The organism is Paenibacillus xylanexedens (genome assembly GCF_017874615.1).
In the GTDB taxonomy this organism is placed as follows: Bacteria; Bacillota; Bacilli; order Paenibacillales; family Paenibacillaceae; genus Paenibacillus; species Paenibacillus xylanexedens.
Genome location: NZ_JAGIKV010000009.1, coordinates 226,207 through 242,487, shown reverse-complemented (window position 1 = coordinate 242,487; position 16,281 = coordinate 226,207). Strand labels below are relative to the sequence as shown.

Annotated in this window: 13 protein-coding genes; 1 reads left to right on the top strand and 12 read right to left on the bottom strand. The window is 50.5% G+C overall.

Features of this window, described 5'->3' with window-relative positions; all coding sequences use genetic code 11:
* Positions 1-37 precede the first annotated feature (37 nt).
* From ssuE to J2Z28_RS14510, 12 genes are all read right to left on the bottom strand, one after another.
* Complete coding sequence (gene ssuE, locus J2Z28_RS14565; RefSeq protein ID WP_036605818.1) at positions 38-586, bottom strand: NADPH-dependent FMN reductase; 549 nt, start codon at positions 584-586, stop codon at positions 38-40.
* A 123-nt stretch (positions 587-709) separates the two neighbouring features.
* Positions 710-1,627, bottom strand: a complete 918-nt coding sequence (locus J2Z28_RS14560) for an ABC transporter permease (protein WP_211083009.1) — start codon at positions 1,625-1,627, stop codon at positions 710-712.
* A gap of 60 nt (positions 1,628-1,687) precedes the next feature.
* On the bottom strand, positions 1,688-2,620 hold the full coding sequence (locus tag J2Z28_RS14555; RefSeq protein WP_211083008.1) for an ABC transporter permease: 933 nt from the start codon (positions 2,618-2,620) through the stop codon (positions 1,688-1,690).
* A gap of 222 nt (positions 2,621-2,842) precedes the next feature.
* Positions 2,843-4,486 (bottom strand): ABC transporter substrate-binding protein, encoded by a 1,644-nt coding sequence (locus tag J2Z28_RS14550; RefSeq protein WP_211083007.1) that lies wholly within the window; start codon positions 4,484-4,486, stop codon positions 2,843-2,845.
* A gap of 171 nt (positions 4,487-4,657) precedes the next feature.
* Complete coding sequence (locus J2Z28_RS14545; RefSeq protein ID WP_127547065.1) at positions 4,658-6,001, bottom strand: LLM class flavin-dependent oxidoreductase; 1,344 nt, start codon at positions 5,999-6,001, stop codon at positions 4,658-4,660.
* A 322-nt stretch (positions 6,002-6,323) separates the two neighbouring features.
* Entirely contained in the window at positions 6,324-6,602 is a 279-nt protein-coding gene (locus J2Z28_RS14540) for a glutaredoxin family protein (protein WP_036605813.1), read from the bottom strand.
* A 352-nt stretch (positions 6,603-6,954) separates the two neighbouring features.
* Positions 6,955-8,682, bottom strand: coding sequence for a glycosyltransferase family 2 protein (locus J2Z28_RS14535; protein WP_244988290.1), 1,728 nt, complete (start codon positions 8,680-8,682; stop codon positions 6,955-6,957).
* Between the two features lie 66 nt (positions 8,683-8,748).
* Positions 8,749-9,396: a GT-D fold domain-containing protein gene (locus J2Z28_RS14530; protein WP_244988306.1), complete on the bottom strand. Its 648-nt coding sequence runs from the start codon at positions 9,394-9,396 to the stop codon at positions 8,749-8,751.
* 899 nt (positions 9,397-10,295) lie between these two features.
* Entirely contained in the window at positions 10,296-11,027 is a 732-nt protein-coding gene (locus J2Z28_RS14525; protein ID WP_211083006.1) for a sugar phosphate nucleotidyltransferase, read from the bottom strand.
* The gene (locus J2Z28_RS14520) at positions 11,024-11,797 is read right to left on the bottom strand and encodes a glycosyltransferase family 2 protein (protein ID WP_017692484.1); all 774 of its coding nucleotides are present in this window, start codon (positions 11,795-11,797) and stop codon (positions 11,024-11,026) included. Before J2Z28_RS14520 ends, J2Z28_RS14525 begins: the two co-directional genes overlap by 4 nt.
* A complete protein-coding gene (locus tag J2Z28_RS14515) occupies positions 11,794-12,909 on the bottom strand; it encodes a glycosyltransferase family A protein (RefSeq protein ID WP_244988289.1) in 1,116 nt (371 codons plus the stop codon). Before J2Z28_RS14515 ends, J2Z28_RS14520 begins: the two co-directional genes overlap by 4 nt.
* 41 nt (positions 12,910-12,950) lie before the next feature.
* Positions 12,951-13,916, bottom strand: a complete 966-nt coding sequence (locus J2Z28_RS14510; RefSeq protein ID WP_342357506.1) for a glycosyltransferase family 2 protein — start codon at positions 13,914-13,916, stop codon at positions 12,951-12,953.
* 759 nt (positions 13,917-14,675) lie between these two features.
* Here J2Z28_RS14510 and J2Z28_RS14505 point away from each other — a divergent pair.
* Positions 14,676-16,241 carry a M4 family metallopeptidase gene (locus tag J2Z28_RS14505; protein WP_211083004.1) on the top strand — a complete coding sequence of 522 codons (1,566 nt, stop codon included), beginning with the start codon at positions 14,676-14,678 and terminating at the stop codon, positions 16,239-16,241.
* Positions 16,242-16,281: the final 40 nt, after the last annotated feature.

Below are 16,281 nucleotides of genomic sequence, written 5' to 3'. Positions count from 1 at the left end.
GATCTTATATCGATTTATCCAATATACTTACTTGGTTTTATGATATCGTAATCCCATCCTTTTCCAGTGTCAATATCAATTCATCCAGCGAGCGATCCAGACGTGTGGTCACATCTGCCGAGAGTACGAATTTCCCATCATCCAATCGTTCAATTCCCTGATCCACAGCATACACGCCACCCAAGATATGTCTTCCACCAAGGGCTGCCAGAACAGGCTTCAATGCATAATCAATGGCGAGCAGATGAGCTATAGAGCCACCGATCACGAGCGGAAGTGTCAACTTGCCCCGCAACCCTTCTTGCGGAATCAGATCCAGGAACAGCTTGAGCACTCCCGAGTACGATGCCTTGTATACCGGGGTAGCCACAATAACTGCATCCGCCGCTTCCACGACAGCGAGTGCATCACGAATGAATGAGCTGTCAAACCGGGCTTGCACCAGATCCTCAGCAGGTAGATCCACAACGTGAATGACTTCAACGGTGATGCCTGCCTCCGTTAATTTTTGGCTGCTGTAATCCGTCAGACCTGTCAAACGCGAACGTTTGGAAGGTGATCCGGCAATAATGACAACATGTGACATGAATATCTCCTCCTCAAGCGTAAACGGCTGTCGCCGTCCTCTGGTGGCACAGCTACCGTTTCGCAGTGAAATATAAAAATGGATAGGGTGAAACTTATAAATTCTTATATTTTGGAATAGCGGTCAAGCCGCTCCTTTTACTTTGGGGTCCAGCCGATCGCGAATATCGTCTCCAATCAGATTAACCGCCAGTACAAACAACGTGATCGCCAGACCCGGGAACGTACAGATCCACCAGGCAACCGTCAGATAACCTCTACCTTGTGAGAGCAATGCGCCCCAATCCGGTATTTCCTTCAACACCCCAAGTCCCAGAAAACTGAGTCCGGAACCCGTAAGAATTGATGTCCCTACGCCCAGCGTAGCCATGACCAGCAAGGGTGACAACGAATGTGGCAGTACATGTTTCCAGAAAATACGGGTATTGGAACCGCCCAGTGAACGTGTCGCTGTAATGAAAGGCAGACCTTTAACTGATATGACCTGCCCACGCATCACCCGTGCGTAGCCCGGAATGGAGGAAACCGCAACAGCCAGTGCAATATTCATCAGCCCTGGCCCGAGAGCAGCTGCAACAGACAATGCCAGGAGCACGCCGGGTACAGCCATCAGAATATCGACGGCACGCATGGTGATGGTATCGACAATTCCTCCGGCATAACCGGAGATAATACCAAGCGCACTACCGACAATACCGCCCACAAGAACGGAAGCAAATCCAATGAGCAGCGAATCCCTGCTTCCATGCACAACCACACTGAAGATATCCCTGCCAAAGTAGTCCGTCCCGAACAGATACGTAGCAGAAGGAGCCTGCAGAATGGCATCCGTCATCATCTGAGTTGGATCATAAGGCGCAATCCAGCCCGGTACAATCGCACATGCCACGGTAAACACCACCACCAGCAATGCTGCATAAAAGAATAATCGGGATACCGCGAATGAGACGCGATAGCGCCAAGGGCGGCGATTCCGCAGACGGATACGTCCTACACTGCCCGCCCATACTTTTTTGTCACCAGCCAAATGTTTCATGCTCATGAGCAACAACTCCTCCTTTCATACTCCGCGTCAGGACACTTCTGACTGTTCCATCCAATATTATGTGCGGACTGCACGCCGAACCCGAGGGTCAATGTACGAATACGAGATATCCACCAGCAGGTTCAAGACAACGTAGATGATAGATGTAAAGAAAACAACGCCTTGCACCACGGGAAGGTCCTTGGCCATTAGCGCATCGGCAATAATTCGGCCGATCCCCTGTCTGGAGAAGACGGTCTCCACCACAACGGTTCCCGCAAGCAGATCACCGATCAGCATGCCGATTACCGTTACTGCAGGAATAAGTGCATTACGCAGTGCATGACCATACATGATGGCACGTTCCGAAAGTCCTTTGGCCCGTAAAGCCACGATAAACGGTTCATTGATCACTTCCAGCATGCTGTTCCGCACCATCCGTACAATAAATCCTGCACCTACGAGACCCAGCGTAGCCGCGGGAAGAACCAGTGAACTGAATCCATCGGACCCCATCGCCGGGAACCAGCCAAGCTGTACCGAGAATAACAGGATGAGCAGTATCCCCGTCCAGAAGGTTGGCATGGAGATGCCAAACAGTCCAACGAGCCGGGCGACGAAATCAATCACGCCATTGCGATGAATCGCAGACAATACACCAAGTGTAATTCCAATCGTAATGGCAATGATGGAGCTGAGTGCGGTCAAAGCCAGTGTGGCTGGAAAATGTTCCAGTATTTTTGGCAATACCGGATCGGAATTAATCATTGATTTACCGAAATCCCCACGCATCATATCACCGAAATAGTTCGCAAACTGGATATAAAACGGCTGATCTAGTCCAAGCTGAACCCGCAGATTCTCGATCATCTCCGGGGTAGCCGAGGACGGGTCCAGCATGAGCAGAACCGGATCACCCGGCAGAAGATACATGATGCAGTACACCAGCACCGAAGCTCCGAATATAACCAGGAGCGATGTTGCGAGTCGTGACAGTATCGTTTGAACCATACCGGGATATCTCCTTCCTGAATCTGGATTGGTCGTTCCTATAGTGCGTGTTCAAAAAGACCAGTTTTCAGTACCGAGAAGATGGAATGAAGCTAGAAATGGAGTAGCGGAGCGTAGGAAACTACGTGAGCAACGGACATTTCGGCTGAATTTCATATTCGATGCTGATCATGCCATTAGGCATGACTCGTAATCAAAAGTGGACTTTTTGAACAACCTCTGTTAGGGCTGAATGCGGACGTCGTTAAAGAGTGGATACCCCAGTGAATCAAACTTGATGCCTTCGACCTTTTTGGATGCAGCGACAGTATACGGGAATACATAGATCGGCAGAATTACCGCTTGCTCAATCAGGTATTGCTGGATTTGATTGTAGATCTGAACACGTTTATCAGGATCTGTCTCGACCGCTCCCTGCTCTAACAGTTCATCGATCTTTGGATCAGACAAACCGGACAATGTCGGACGCTCGCCCTCTGCACTCGTATGATAGAAAGCGTACAAGGCATTTGGGTCAGAATTGACCTGACTGTTTCCATAGAGATCATAATCCCAGTTCTGATAGATGACTGTTGCGATATCTTTTGTAATCTCGACTTCAACAGCAATGCCAACCTGTTTCAACTGTTGTTGGATAATGGCGGCAATGTCATTGCGTTTCTCCCGATTTGGCGAACCATCGACATACCGCAGGGTCAGTTTCTGGCCGTCTTTGGCACGAATACCGTCAGCGCCTTTCACCCAGCCTTGTTCATCGAGCAGCTGATTGGCTTTGTTGATGTCCGGGTTGATGCTTCCTTCCAGCGATGCATCATAACCCAGGATTCCAGGAGACAGTGCGGACCACGCTCGTTCGTAGTTGCCCAGATACAATGTTTTGACAATCGATTCCACATCTACAGCGGATTGTATTGCCTGCCTTACTTTCACATCATCCCAAGGCGCTTTGCGCAGATTGAAAAAGAGTGTGTACGGCAGTCCAACCGTATTGGCCTGTAACAATTGCTGGTTCGGATCGTTTTTCAATGCAGCGATATTCTGCGGTGGAACCGTCTCGGCAGCGAGTACCTGACTACTCTGTACACTTCCGATACGCGTTGCTTCTTCCGGTACAATCTTGAATGTGATCGTATCCACATGGGGCGCGGCTTTATTTTCAACCGTCTCAGGTCCCCAGTTGTAATCCTTGTTTTTGGCAACGACGATATCCGCATTTTCATCCCATTTCACAAAGGTATACGGACCTGTGCCCACCGGATTTTTACCTAGCTGGTCACCATATTTTTGGGCAGCTGTAGGGGATACGATCCCCAGAAGTGCCTGGCTCAAGTTACCGAGAAAGGCTTGCGATGGTGATTCCAGATTTACCTTGATCGTATATTCATCAATGACCTCGGAGGAGCTGTAGGGTCTAATCAGGGCAAGGGAATTGGCAGCTTTGGTGGCCGGGTCGATCACCCGGTCCAGATTGTATTTCACGGCTTCCGCATTAAACGGTGTACCATCATGGAACTTCACACCTTCACGCAGCTTGAACGTATAACTCTTGCCGTCTTTGGATACGCTCCATTCCGTGGCAAGCCAAGGTTTGATGGAACCATCAGGCAGCTGCACGACCAGATTGTCGTAGATCGTTCGGATGGCGCGTACTGTTACGGCAAGCCCACTACGATGAGGGTCTAGTGTATCCGGTGAAGTCGCGAGTGCAAAAGTCAGGTTGCCTCCTTCAGCTTGCCCGGCCTGCCCCCCGCCTGATGCTTGTGCCGTACTGTTCGTGCTGCCTCCCGCCGCTCCGCAGCCGGATAATACCATCACCAATACTGCTGCCAATGCCATATATTTCATCCATGAGATAGACCTGTTCATATCGCTTCCCCCTCTGTGTATACAGGTGTCATTAAATTGATGTTTATACCAATACTATATATATCCTATGAGTTAAGTCGGTTTTAAAATAGTACGAAACGTAGTAATTTATTTCATTACCGTTTGGAGAACACAACAGACAAAATCAAATGCTCGTACGCTCCCTATCCGTTATGCCAAATCAGATACAACTTGCTTCTTCGCAGCCGTATAACGGTTAACCGGAATCTGTACCCCAAGGTTACCTCGCAATGTATCGTGTTCATAGTCCGTACGATACAGGCCGCGCTCTTGCAGAATCGGAACAACCAGTTCCACAAAATCAGACAATCCACTTGGCAGCTCCGAAGCAATAATGAAACCATCCGCCGCTTCCGTCTCGAACCATTCCTGAATCTTGTCAGCGACCTGCTCCGGTGTGCCCAAGAATTTGCTGCGTGGTGTTGCTGCCCGCAGAGCCACTTCACGCAAGCTCAATCCTTGCTCTTTGGCATCCTTTTTGATCTTGTCGGTTCCACTGCGGAAACTGTTGCTTCCAATGCCATTCAGCTCCGGGAACGGTTCATCCAGCGGATATTGGGAGAAATCATGGTGTTCGAAGAAACGTCCCAGGTAATCCAGCGCTTTATCAATGGTAACCAGACTTGCGATCTCCTGATATTTCTGTTCAGCTTCCTCTTCCGTCCGTCCAACAATAGGATTGATGCCTGGCAGAATAACAATATCCTGTGAAGAACGTCCATAGGAAGCCGCCCGCGTTTTCACATCCTTATAGAATGCCTGTGCATCTTCAATCGTATCGTGTCCGGTAAACACAGCATCCGCTTCTTGCGCCGCCAGCGTTTTGCCATCTTCCGATGAACCTGCCTGGAAAATTACCGGCTGTCCTTGCCGTGAACGGGCAATATTGAGCGGACCTTGTACGGAGAAAAACTCTCCTTCATGATTAAGCGTGTGCAGCTTGGATGGATCGAAGAATACGCCGCTCTCTTTGTCTCTTACAAAGGCATCATCTTCCCAAGAGTCCCACAAACCTTTGGTTACCTGTAAATATTCTGCGGCTATGCGATAACGTTCCGGATGCGAAGGGTGACTGCTCTTGCTATAGTTCTTCGCTGTACCTTCCAGCGGAGAAGTCACAACGTTCCAGCCTGCACGGCCATCACTGATCTGATCGAGGGAACCGAACTGTCTGGCTACGGTGAACGGATCACTATAGGATGTCGAGAGGGTGCCTACCAGTCCAATATGTGAAGTAACGGCAGCCAAAGCGGAGAGGATACTGATTGGTTCGAAGCGATTGAGGAAATGCGGAATGGATTTCTCGGTAATATACAGACCGTCTGCGATAAAGACCAGATCGAACTTGCCTTCCTCCGCTTTCAGTGCCTGACGTTTGTAGAATCCAAAGTTAACGCTGGCATCCGACAGAACCTCCGGGTGTCTCCATGTGGTGTTGCTTCCTCCAACCCCATGAATAATGGCTCCAAATTTCAAACTGCGTTTCGCTGTCATATGCACTCCGCCTTCCTTGGATTAGAATCTTCAAAAGAATGATCAAGGGCCAACTGAACTGATTACGTATGCAAAATAACTTAAAAGTTAACTATTCCTATGAGTTTGGTTTGTTTTAATTTCACAAATCTTATCACTGCCCCGTAAAAGGGTCAACAGCGTGACTAATAGATTTTTTCTATATGAACATTGAAGATGTAAATAAGACCATTTACATGCCAAGAGAGCCATAACTTATGAACGTTCCAGCTGCTGTACAAATGCGATCTTGCATCATACAACAGCCGGAACGGCTTGCTTCAAAGGTATATATCCACTCCCGTTAGACTGCTGCCGCTTCGTCCGCTCGTGCCAGAAGTTCCGCCAGCTTCTCCAGATCAGGTTCCAGCAAGGCTTCAAACTTGCCGTCCCCTCCCACTTCAATAACGGGTACATGCCGAATGCCATATTTTGCTTCAAGCACATCACGCAGCACGTCATTGCCCTGCACTTCAATGTTCTCAAAAGGCTGGTTTCGCTCTGTCAGAAATGCTTTCACTTCCCCGCAGAAATGACAGCCTGTTTTGCTCCACAGCACGACTTTTTTGGTTGATGATGACATCGACATACCTCCTGATTAGTTTTAAGATCAAGATCTGGGCGATTGAATATGAACGTCCTAGACCTTCAATTCCTATCTGTTAAATAAGAATTATGGCTCTAAATGTACTCCTGTGCCCTTCCTGCGTCAATGGATTTGCTAATAGAATAAACCTATAACCAAATAGAAAGATTAAATTATAAATTTGAAAGATGGCTTATTTTACAGGAATGAATCGCACTGCTTCAGTATTCTAGCTACCAACCCATATGTAATATTCGGATGCGGAATGAATCAGAGCGATTACACAGGGTACCGCTACATTTTCCATTCCGCATCATGCTGCTGATTCGCATAAACAGATCGCCTGACATTACAGATCGGGGTTCAAGAGCTGAGGTGGGGCGATAATGGGCCAGCCTTCTTCCATCGCATTCAGTTGGTCCGCAGACACGCTGATAATATGCCCAGAATGTACACCCCAACGTTCTGCCGCATAGACCGATACAAATCGTCTCCGCTTGTCTCCGCTGATCTGATATCGAATCTCGGGTGCATCCACTGCGGCAACAATACTTCCTTCTGCCCAGCCATGGTGAGAACCATGAACCGCTGTCGTATGCACCTGTTGTGATTCCCTCGGCCATCCTTGCACGTCCCCCGCTGATATCAGTGCTTCTCCGGCAGGAATGGCGAGCAGGTCCGGTTTGGCAACCTGAACAGGAGATATTCCACGCGGTACAGGGATGTTCAACTTACGCCGCCGACCGCCAGTTAAAGTATAGACATCTCCTTTGGCATCGGACAGGAACGAACCTTCCGGGTAGAAGTCATAACTGTGTCTGAACTGTAATGCTGGATCTTGGCTGCCCTGCGTTGAGATTCGCTGACGCGGATCCATTGGGTGTGTGTCACCCTCCTCTTGTTGACCGGATGGGGTACCAGAGGTTTGTTGTCTAGCCAAGCGGGAGGTTTCGGCAACCAGCGCATGGGGATCTCCCCACTTTTGGCTATAAAACTGCTCGTTATCCTTATTCACTACAGCAAAGTCTTGCTCACCCAAGGCTTTCATACTGACACTTCCGAAGTGGTGGATAAAAGCATCCCCGGCTACCGCAAGCTGGTATCCTGCCAGCTTCACCCGGATGATCCAGTCATCATCTTCGAAATTGCCCACCGCGTACCCTTCGTCCAGATAACCTACCCGTTCCAGCAGCTCCCGTGAGAACAGCCAGCAGAATCCGACCAAGCGATCGGTTATTCGATGTTTGTCTGCATCCGGACGATTATGTGTGGCGGCAAAAGACCACATCTCTTCTACCTCATGGTAAGGAACCTGAATCTGCTGATCCCCGCCAATATAGTTGGTCACCGGGCCCACCACACCAATCTTCGGATCACTGGCAAGACAAGTCATCATGTTATCCAGCCAGCCCGGAGTAACGAGCGTATCGTTGTTCAGCACGATGATATGTCGTCCTCTCGCCATCATCAGTCCATGATTGACACCTCCGGCAAACCCCCGGTTCTGATCCAGGGCAGCCACCCTCACCATGCCGCCTTTGCGGAGCATCGCCTCGGCAGTTCCATCCTTGGAGGCATTATCCACGACAATGATCTCGAAGGGAGCAGGGGTATGTTTCTCGATACTGGACACACATTTCAGCACATACTCCCGCTGATTGTACGTGGGGATAATGATGCTAACTCCTTCAAAAACAAGACCAAACGAGCTCTGTCCCTGGCGGACACCTTCGTTGTATCCTCTGGTATACCCCTGTTTGTAGAGCCTGGCGCCTTTGGCTGTGCCCCTGCTTTTGCCTTTACGTCTGGATTTCCGTATTGAGCGGCGACCTGCTGCATGCAGGACTGCCATATCAGATCGCGAGACATCGTGCTTTGTGGCACGGCGGGCCGCTTTTTTTTCACTGCTTATGCTGCCATTTCGGTTGTTTTCACTGCGGCTGTTGTCACTGCGAGTGCTGATATTTGGAATAATGTTCAGATGACTGTGACCCTTTCGACGGACGACGTTTCGAGCCTTAACCTTGTTGCTGCGGCTATGACGTTTTTCCCCGCGCTGTTGATCGGGTGTGCTCATGTTGCTCCCTCCATTTCCACTTGTCCGTGAGGCTAACACGCACATGACCAGCCCCCGGACGGTCCACTAGAGTTGAAGCTCTCCTGTTACCAGTTTGTCAGCCAAATGTCCAAAATCCAGAGCGACCTTGCCGAGTTCACCTGCAATTCGCCGACACAGAATGACCGCCGGAATTCCCGCCGCCACCAACGCGATATCAAAAGCATGTTCTGCGGTTTGCTGCATCACCTTGGGAATATCCATGACTCCCTCCACAGAACCAATGATACCTGTGACATGAATCCCCCGGTTATGCAGCAGTGCCGCAAGCTCTGGTGCCTGGCTACCTATGAGCAGAACCCGCCGTCCTTGCAACAAGGGCAACACCAGGCCGGACTGATGCAGACTGTAATTGATCGTGGAACTGGTCAATTTCAGCCGAGACCAGTCGATCCCGAAGTGGCGCAATACCGGGAATAACAGCCCCTGGAATGTCGGCGCCCGCGAGATCGGCACGCCAACCCAGTCGGCGGCCTGTATGGCTTCCGCAAGCATCGCGCGGATGTCTGGCGTTGAGCATGGCACCCCTGCATAGGGCAGAAACGGTGCCAGCTCCTGCACTTCCTGGACTGGCAGCACCGTATCGGCTGCCAGCGTGAGCAGTTCGCCATCTCCGAGGCGAACGACAGATAAGGGGCGCTGCGCATCCAGCGCCGCTGTGATGTGTCCAGCCATCTCATGAGGGCTGGACAGCCGGGCCAGGCTGGGCGCGTATTGGCGGAATCCCGCCGCGATCAGATCTGCCGCCGCCACGGCAGGCAGAATGTGATCCGGCGGGATGTGCTGCGCCACCAGCGCCTCCCCGCCGGCGAATACGCCGTCGCGGTAGCCCTCGGCGTAGCCGCCGGGCACGGCCTCCGCCTGCACTGCGTGCTCCGCGGGCGGAGGCGGCAAGCCCTTCGCGCTGCCCGCATTCGCGCCGGCAGCGCCTCCCCGCCCCGGGGGGGCGACACCCTTCGGGTGTGTCGCCTGGCGCGGGGCGGGGCCAGCACCGCTGGCAGGCATCGCCTGTGGCGTGCTGGCTTGCGGTGCTGGCAAGGGCGCACGACGCATCGCCGTGCGCTGCTTGGCGCGGGCAGCGGCACGCCCGCCCCGCGCTGGTGCATGCCTGCGCCCAGCAGTGGCCCGGCGCAGGCCGGCTTTGCCTTTGCCGGTGCGGCTAGCTCTTGGCGCTTTGCTCGCGCTCGCGCGGCCAGCTTTGCCTGCTCTGCCAACAACACTGCCTGTGCTGTTCGCTTTGCCTGCACGTACCTTATGCGCTGCGCCGGCAGATGTACCTGCTTTGGTCAGGGTACTACGTTTCCCTGACTTCACACCTCTGACTCCAGCAGACCCTGTACCTGCTACTGCCGGAGTGCCACTGCCCATAAATACGGCCGGGTGGATGCCCCGGGGTTTACCCGACACGGAGGCCCTAGCGGCCCCGGTGCGTGTCACTACTCTCACGCCATTCCCTCCTTTGGCATGCACGAGGATTGTCGCTGCGCAAAGCGCCGGAGCATCCTTCCAGCTCCGGCGCAGAGTGTTCTGCTCCCATGGGGCACCGCACAGCGGCAGCATCAGTCGCATATATTTTAGGGCAATTGTCCTTTCATACGGACAGCTGCTTCCTGGAGCGATTCAAATGTACCTGCATCACTCCAGTATTTCTGCAAAATGTCGTATTCCAGTCCGCCAGTAGATGCGTAGTGATTATTCACATCCGTAATTTCAAGTTCTCCACGCGCAGACGGCGCAATGTTGCGAATCAGGTTAAATACATGATCGTCATACATGTATATGCCCGTCACACAATAAGAGGTTTTCGGCTGGCTTGGCTTCTCCTCAATGTACGAGATTCGCTCTGGATACTTTGAATCAAAAACAGGCACCCCGTAACGTCGTGCATCATCCACCTCTTTGAGCAGAACTCGCGCTGTACCAGCAGGTTGCTGCATGTAACGGTCCACATAAGGCTTCAGATCATCGCTGAAGAGATTATCACCGAGAAGCACAACGAATTTTTCTCCAGGAAGGATAAAAGTGGTCGCCAGATCCAACGCTTCCGCAATCCCGCCTGCCTTTTCCTGAATGCGATAAGTCAACTTCACGCCATGATCTGCTCCGCCACCAAGATACTCTGTATATAGCCCGGCGGAATGTTTGTTGATCACAATCAATAGTTCATCAATGCCTGCCTGGCGGAGCCTGTCGATGCCATACATAATCATCGGATGTTTACCGACTGGAAGCAGATGTTTGTTAATGAGCCGGGTCAGCGGATACAGTCTAGTTCCTGTTCCGCCGGCAAGAATTACACCTTTCATTCCACGTTCCCTCCTTCATCGGATATGTCCATATATTCAAGCGGATCGACATGCCATTTGTTCATAAAAATCGAACGATTACGCTCAAGCAGCTGTTTCCACGCTACCGGATCTGTCTTCTGGAAGCTGGCACTTCCCTGATGATGCACGAGAACATCTCCACATACCAGCAAGCGATATCCCTGCAATCTTGCTCTATAACAATAATCGTCATCCTCATAGTGTCCCGGAGAGTACGCCTCGTCAAGCAGTCCAACCGATTCCACTACATTTCGTTTTATCAGCATGCACAGACCGACGATCCGGCGTACTTCCCTCCACCTTGAAGAATCGGCAACATTATTGGAATCGGCTAACTCCTGAAAATGTTCCATGTCCCGAAATGCCAGTTCAATCTGCTGGATGCCGCTTGCATAATTCGTAACAGGCCCCGTGATCCCAATACTTTGATCACTGTACAGAGCCGTTCGCAGATTCTCCAGCCAACGGGGCGTGACCGTAACATCATTGTTCAGCAGCAATAACTCATCCCCGCAGGCTGCACGAAGTCCAGCGTTACACGCTGCCGGAAATCCCCGATTGTCCGGGAACCTTACAAATCGAATTCGCTCCAGCGCACAATATTCAGCCGTTCCATCCGTCGAACCGTTATCTACAACGATAATTTCATATGACGCAGGATCGCCAGAGTATTGACGTATGGCATCGATGCAGGGCCTGATCAGATCCAGACCGTTGTACGTTGGGATAATCATACTCGTCAGTGTCATCTGGCGTTCCTCCTGTAAGCCACTTCTGCACGGGAGAGCGTATGTGCCTGAGCTGGATTCCAACCTGTATCCAGCAATGTAGCCAGTGCCTCCAGATGATCTCCGATGATCAATCTGGCGACATCATTCCCACTTCCCGTGTTACCAGGACGCAACCGATTGGAACGAATAACATCCACCTGACTTGGTGCCGAGACGTTCATTCCATGCTGAATAGCTAGACTTTGTGCTTTAGGTGGAACGGCCAGTGATGCTGGCTTCACGGTCTGAATCATACGACGAGACAATGCATGAGGCACGGCTGTCATGGAATTGGAACCGAGATCTGCCCTGCCTAATGTACGGTTCAGATATGCTTTGATCCGGCTTACCTCATCCTGCCCTGCAAACGCAGGAAGCAAAGACGTCAGATTATTCAACGCCACATCCTGTCCCCGATCAACCGCGTACAGATAGGGTGCAAGCTGTTCAGCCGAGACGACCATATCTCCATCCACGAAGAGAACCGTCTCCGCATCCGTCATCTTGGCTCCAAGTGCCCGGCCCACATCATGTCCTGCCCGATCCGGTTCATAGACTACTGTAAGTCCCGGCTGCGTTAACACCTGTTTCAAACTGTCATCTGTCGTTCCATTCAGTACCACAATAATATCCGTCAGAGGCAACCGCTTTAGTTGCAATAACACCTGCCCCAGTGTGTGTTCCTCATTACAGGCACAGACAATGGCAGCAGCCGAATGACGAAGAGGTAGCGGTACGATCTGGAATGAATGTCCCGAGGCATGCGCATAACCCTGCATAAATGCCTTACCTGCGTTCAGGGCTAACTCGAAGTTGCTTAGCTCCGCAACGTTCGCCGCGTGTGCATTCCATATGAGACGTGCATGTTCTTCTGATACTGTGTTGTTCGCCTTTGCCTCGCTTCCTGCAACTTGCCCCGCTTTCCACATCAAGTGCAGATTTACTTGGCCAGACTTTGATCGGCTTCTTCTTGTTTTTTGAATATTTAAATGCTTCCTGTTCCGATGACGCTTGTTCATTACTGTTCGTCCTGCTGTCGTTCGTCTATTAGTTGTCCGCCTGCGGCGGGCAATCCCTGAACGTTCCTTCATATCCTCACCTCCAGCATGCTGCATCATCCGATGCGACATGCTTACCTCGCCAGGTTGCGAACACGTTGCAGATCGGTATAACCTCCGCGGGGACCGAGCGTATCCGTAATCCACTTGATCGCTGCCATATGATCATTCAGTACCACTTGACTGAGCGGATCAGGTCCGCTTCGCTTCTTGATTCGTACTGCATTCATTCTACCAACAGGTACGTGATGAACAGCGCGTACCCGAAGTCCGCCAATCACTGCCTTGGCTTGTGCGAGTGGCGGAACTTCCAGTGAGGATATCCCCATGACCTCAAGTCCTTTTCGGCTTATTGCATGTGGAATAGCTGTCATGGATGCCCCCCGGAGATCGGATCTTGCGAGTATGCTGTTCAACATGTGTTTGGCCTCCACTACCGGATGAACGGGATGATGAGTGACCGGCCCATGGTAGTCGTTAAGCGCCACATCCGTTCCCTTCAGCACAGCCTTCACGTAAGGCGCAAGGTGCTCTGCGGGAATTGCGATATCTGCATCAGTAAAAAGCAATACCTGACCGCGTGCCTCCGCTGCGCCTACTTTTCGTCCTCCATCATGCCCCAGCGCTTCTGCATACGTGAGCACTCGTGCTCCAGCCCGTTTGGCTGCGTTAGCCGTACCGTCTGTTGAACCATTTACAATGACAAGCACTTCAGCATCACGGCATATCCGCAGCGCTTCACGTACAACTGCACCAATCGTTTTCTCCTCATTCATAGCAGGGATAATGACCGAGAGCACCGGTCCCTGAGAAACATCCCTGTGTGAAGGAGCATCACTCATGCCATTTTCCGCTCCATTCTCTACTCCATCCTTAGCCTGTGACATCAGCTGTCTGGACGGAATAACGAACGTATAGGCCTTTGTACCCTTTTTGTGTCCAGACTTCCATCTTCGTTTCTTCAGCACTTTTTTTCTTCGTGTCACATTGGATCGGGTTGCATAACGTGCTGTGGTACGGGTTTTGCGCAACAGTTTCACCTCCCGCATTCGATCATCGGCATGCCAAGGGAGTACACGTTATTCTATGTATTCGTGGAGCAGTGGAAACGGCGTTTGTCCTTGCAGTAAGCAGGTTCTCCCTGTGAACACGAGGGTACAGGCCTTGATTTTAGACAAAATACGTCAAATTATGTGAAAAACGCTACCTCTCCCCTACTTCAGACACAATTTTAGCAAAAAGCTAAAATTGCATCTTTTCCAAAGTTTTACACTGTGATAATATACGTTCCAAGCAGTTTTATTTACAAAAATAACCTTGTTGTGAACATAAGTTCCCATTTATCTTTGTAAATCAATTTATTGACCTTAGGTTGATTAGATAATGACCTCATTCACAGAACCTGTTAAGCAGATACATTTTACTCTTGAGAGGAGTGATGCCGTTCAGAACACACTGCCTTCGTCATTTACGCAAACCCGGATTGAACACCCCAGTTTTCCGTAAACGTATCTTCTACCTGCGCAATTGGACAACCCCCGGCTTTCTGAAAGAGGAACACAATAGACGATTAAACCTTCGGGCTGAACTGAATAAACGGTTATCCTTTCGTTTGGTGTCGTGCTTAACACTTCCCGAGCTAAGGCCAAGCCGATTTTGTTCCAATCGTTTCTTGTCTCATTCCACGCTTCAGGTTCAGCCCCACGCTCCGCGCTGCCCAAGTTGCAGACGGAAATCCAACCGAGATAGGCATGAACATTTTCCAACAAAAAAATAATTTAAGAATGGGAGAGTTTACTATGAAATTCGCCAAAGTTATGCCAACAATTCTTGGAGGAGCTCTTTTGCTCGCTTCCGTATCCTCTGCTACTGCAGCTCCATTGTCTGATCAATCCATTCCACTTCAGGCCCCTTATGCCTCTGAGGAGGGTATTCCATTGAACAGTGGAACAGATGACACCATCTTTAATTACCTTGGACAGCAGGAACAATTCCTGAATTCCGATGTAAAATCCCAACTCAAAATTGTCAAAAGAAACACAGATACATCTGGCGTAAGACACTTCCGCCTGAAACAGTATATTAAAGGTATTCCGGTTTATGGTGCAGAACAGACGGTGCACCTGGACAAAACCGGAGCCGTGAGTTCCGCCCTTGGCGATCTTCCACCGATTGAAGAGCAGTCCATTCCGAATGATGGTGTAGCCGAGATCAGCGGAGAAGACGCGATCCGTATTGCAACCGAAGAAGCAACTTCCCGGATTGGAGAGCTTGGTGCCGCGGAAATCACACCTCAAGCTGAATTGAACATCTATCATCATGAAGAAGATGGTCAGACGTATCTGGTTTACATTACGGAAGTAAACGTACTGGAACCTGCCCCTCTACGGACCAAATATTTCATTAACGCAGTGGATGGCAGTATCGTATCCCAGTTTGACCTCATTAACTTTGCCACTGGAACAGGTACAGGCGTGCTTGGAGATACCAAAACCCTGACAACCACCCAATCCGGCAGCACCTTCCAACTGAAAGACACCACTCGCGGCAATGGCATCCAAACGTACACGGCGAACAATGGCTCCTCACTGCCTGGTACCTTGCTCACAGATTCGGATAATGTATGGACCGATCGTGCAGGTGTAGATGCCCACGCCCATGCAGCTGCTACGTATGATTTCTACAAAAACAAATTCAACCGTAACGGTATTAATGGTAACGGATTGTTGATCAGATCGACCGTTCACTACGGCTCCAATTACAATAACGCCTTCTGGAACGGGACACAGATTGTCTTTGGTGACGGAGACGGAACGACGTTCCGATCCCTGTCTGGTGATCTGGATGTTGTGGGTCATGAATTGACGCATGGTGTTATTGAATATACAGCCAATCTGGAATATCGCAATGAACCAGGTGCACTCAATGAAGCCTTTGCCGATATTTTCGGTAATACGATCCAAAGCAAAAACTGGCTGCTCGGTGATGATATCTACACACCTAACATTCCAGGAGATGCGCTACGCTCCCTCTCCAATCCTACGTTGTATGGTCAACCTGACAAATACAGCGATCGCTACACAGGCACACAGGACAACGGCGGTGTCCATACCAACAGTGGTATCATCAACAAAGCTTACTACCTTGCTGCTCAAGGCGGAACACATAATGGTGTGACTGTTACCGGAATCGGCCGGGATAAAGCGATCCAGATTTTCTACAGCACACTGGTGAATTACCTGACACCAACGTCCAAATTTGCCGCTGCCAAAACAGCTACCATTCAAGCTGCCAAAGATCTGTACGGAGCAACTTCGGCTGAAGCTACTGCTATTACTAAAGCATATCAAGCTGTAGGCCTGTAAAATCTTATTTTAATTAATGTCGTTGAACTTATAATGTACT

Bases quoted from the DNA above. Each gene is read 5' to 3' on its own strand.
- ssuE (WP_036605818.1), bottom strand. From the start codon at position 586: ATGTCACATGTTGTCATTATTGCCGGATCACCTTCCAAACGTTCGCGT.
- J2Z28_RS14560 (WP_211083009.1), bottom strand. From the start codon at position 1,627: ATGAGCATGAAACATTTGGCTGGTGACAAAAAAGTATGGGCGGGCAGT.
- J2Z28_RS14555 (WP_211083008.1), bottom strand. From the start codon at position 2,620: ATGGTTCAAACGATACTGTCACGACTCGCAACATCGCTCCTGGTTATA.
- J2Z28_RS14550 (WP_211083007.1), bottom strand. From the start codon at position 4,486: ATGAACAGGTCTATCTCATGGATGAAATATATGGCATTGGCAGCAGTA.
- J2Z28_RS14545 (WP_127547065.1), bottom strand. From the start codon at position 6,001: ATGACAGCGAAACGCAGTTTGAAATTTGGAGCCATTATTCATGGGGTT.
- J2Z28_RS14540 (WP_036605813.1), bottom strand. From the start codon at position 6,602: ATGTCATCATCAACCAAAAAAGTCGTGCTGTGGAGCAAAACAGGCTGT.
- J2Z28_RS14535 (WP_244988290.1), bottom strand. From the start codon at position 8,682: ATGAGCACACCCGATCAACAGCGCGGGGAAAAACGTCATAGCCGCAGC.
- J2Z28_RS14530 (WP_244988306.1), bottom strand. From the start codon at position 9,396: ATGGCTGGACACATCACAGCGGCGCTGGATGCGCAGCGCCCCTTATCT.
- J2Z28_RS14525 (WP_211083006.1), bottom strand. From the start codon at position 11,027: ATGAAAGGTGTAATTCTTGCCGGCGGAACAGGAACTAGACTGTATCCG.
- J2Z28_RS14520 (WP_017692484.1), bottom strand. From the start codon at position 11,797: ATGACACTGACGAGTATGATTATCCCAACGTACAACGGTCTGGATCTG.
- J2Z28_RS14515 (WP_244988289.1), bottom strand. From the start codon at position 12,909: ATGAAGGAACGTTCAGGGATTGCCCGCCGCAGGCGGACAACTAATAGA.
- J2Z28_RS14505 (WP_211083004.1), top strand. From the start codon at position 14,676: ATGAAATTCGCCAAAGTTATGCCAACAATTCTTGGAGGAGCTCTTTTG.